The 2,851-nt window shown below is 63.9% G+C and carries 1 protein-coding gene; it reads right to left on the bottom strand.

Annotation, left to right across the window (positions count from 1 at the left end):
* Window positions 1–2,729: condensation domain-containing protein (locus tag ACZI8Q_RS20580; RefSeq protein WP_463375436.1), on the bottom strand; the 2,729-nt coding region annotated here is incomplete at its 3' end.
* Between the last annotated feature and the right edge of the window lie 122 nt (window positions 2,730–2,851).

Below are 2,851 nucleotides of genomic sequence, written 5' to 3'. Positions count from 1 at the left end.
CCACACACCACCGCCACACCCAACCCATCCCCCACCCCCGACACCAACAACTCACCCAACAACCCACCCCCCACACCAACACCACCCCCACACGGCACCAAACCCCACTCCACCCCCGACAACAGGTCGAAGTCGATCAGCCGGGTGGCGGGTGTACCGAGCGCTTCGGCTGTCAGGGACGTGAATCGCCTGGCCCACGCTTCAATCGTGGATTCGTCGAAAATGTCGGTGGCGTAGGTGAATGCGGCATCGATTCCCGCCGGATCACCGTCGCTGGAGTATCTTTCGAACAACGACAGATGCAGATCGAAGTTCGCTGCCACACACCCGGGATCGAGCATCTCCACTACGGCGTCCGGCAATCCGAGATCCAGATCGCCGATCGTCTGAACGTCGAGAGACACCTGGAACAGTGGTGTATGGAAGGGACTGCGCGGCGGATTCACAGCCTCCACCACCTGGTCGAACGGAATGTCCGCATGAGTGAATGCGGCAAGATCGATGTCGCGGACGGTATCGACGAGGTCGGCGAACCGCATCGTTCCGGAAAGCCTGGTGCGTAGCACCACGGTATTGACGAACATTCCCACCACGTCGTCGAGAACCTTCTCGGTACGACCACCGACAGATGTTCCGATCGATACGTCCTCGGTTGCACACGTTCGCGCCAAGAAGGCCACGAACGCAGAGTGAGCCACCATGAACAGCGTCGACCGATGCTCGGACGCACATGCCCGGAGTCGGCGGTGAAGGTCTGCGTCGAGGGCGAACTCGACTCGGCGACCTTCGCCTGTACGGATCTGTGGCCGCGGGCGGTCGGTGGGCAATTCCATCGGTGATCCCGCCCCCGCCAGCGTCTCTTGCCAGAAAGTTCGTTGGCGTGCGAGTAGCGAGTGCGGATCGTCCGGCGTACCCAGCAACTGACGCTGCCACAACGCGTAGTCGGCGTACTGAACGTCGAGGGGAGGCTGCGACGGCGACGAACCTTCCCGCCGTGCCGAATACGCTACGCCGATGTCGCGGGCCAGTGGCAGCATGGACAAACCGTCTGCCGCGATGTGGTGCACCACCACCGACACGATCCAGTGCTCGCCGTCCACGTCATAGCATCCGACCCGTAATGGTAGATCCCTCGTCACGTCGAATCCGAGGCTCACGTCTTCTTGGATCCGAATAGCGCTCTCCGCCTTCGTGAGTCGGTCGAATGTCAGAATCTGGCCTGCCGAGACAGGTGTTGCGACATCCTGGACAGGCTCTGTGCCGCGCATCGGGAATCGGGTGCGCAGCGATTCGTGTCGATTCACCACGTCGACGACAGCATCCCGAAACGCACTCTTGTCGAACTGTCCTGTCACAGCGAACACCAGGGGAATGTTGTAGGCCCCGGACGACGGGGCGTACCGCTGAAGTGTCCAAAGCCTCGTCTGGACCGGAGCGAGCGGAACGTGCCTCGGCCGGAGGCGTGGTTGGAGCGGTGTCGACGTGGGACCGGCCGTACCGGCATCCATTGCACGGCCTCGTCGCTGGATCGCCGCTGCGAATCCCCGGACCGTCGGGAAGTCGAAAAGGGTCCGCACCGACACATCGACCCCTGAAACCATCCGTGCCTGCGCCACCACACGGGTGGAGCTCAGAGAATTCCCTCCGAGAGCGAAGAAGTCGTCATCGGAACCGACACGAGCGACTCCGAGAACGTCCCCGAAGACGCGGGCGACGAGGTCCTCGATCTGGTTGCCCGGAGTGCGATAGGTGCGGATCGATGCGTTCGGGGCCGGCAGCGCCCTTCGATCGAGCTTTCCACTCGATGTCCGCGGAAGCTCGTCCAGCATGGTGACGGACGACGGCATGGCGCGCTGCGGAAGGCGCTCGGCAAGCCCGGTGAGAAGGTGTTGTTCGTCGAGAGTCGCCCCTGCATCGACGACCACATAGCCGGCGATGCGATCCTCGAACACCTCGGCAACGGATTCGGTGACGCCGGGGCATTTGCACAAGGCCGATTCGATCTCGCCCAACTCGACGCGCTGACCACGAATCTTCACCTGCAAGTCGTTGCGGCCCAGAAACTCCAACTCACCACCGTCGCTCCAGCGCACCAGGTCGCCGGTGCGGTACAGCCGGGAACCCGGGCCCCCGAACGGGTTCGCCACGAAGGCAGCGGCGGTGGTAGCGGGCCGCCGATGATAGCCGCGGGCGAGCCCGTCGCCGGCCAGGTACAGCTCGCCGGTGACACCGATCGAAACGGGCCGCAGCCAGTGGTCGAGAACCACCACCTCGAACCCACGGGCCGGCCTGCCGATTCGAGCCGGCCGACCGGCCGCAAGGGGTCCACCGATCGTGGCCTGGACGGTGGTCTCAGTCGGGCCGTACGCGTCGAACATCTGCCGCCGCGGCGCCCATTCTCGAACCAGACCGTCAGGACAGGCCTCCCCAGCGACCACGAGGACTCCGACGTCAGGCACTTGTTTCGGATCGAGAGTGGCGAGCGCAGACGGCGTGAGGAATGCGTGGGTGATTCGCTCCGTTTCCCAGAACTCTTGCAGCGCCTCGCCGGCGTAGACGTCCGGTGGTGCGATCACCAAGGTGCCGCCGGCCCCGAAGGCCATGAGCATCTCGTAGAAGACTGCGTCGAACCCCGTCGACGCCACTTGCGATACTCGGCTCGAAGGTGTGACGGAGAAGCGTTCCACCTCGTCGGCGACCAGGTTCGCCAACCCCGCATGCGTGACCACCACACCCTTCGGCACCCCCGTCGACCCCGACGTATACATCACATACGCAGCACACCCAACCCCCGCACCACCACCCACCACACCACCAAAACCCGACAACACCACAGGATCCGACAACACCA

Source organism: Rhodococcus quanlei (genome assembly GCF_055231015.1).
The sequence above is the reverse complement of the archived record's forward strand: the minus strand, read 5'-3'. Positions and strand labels throughout refer to the sequence as shown.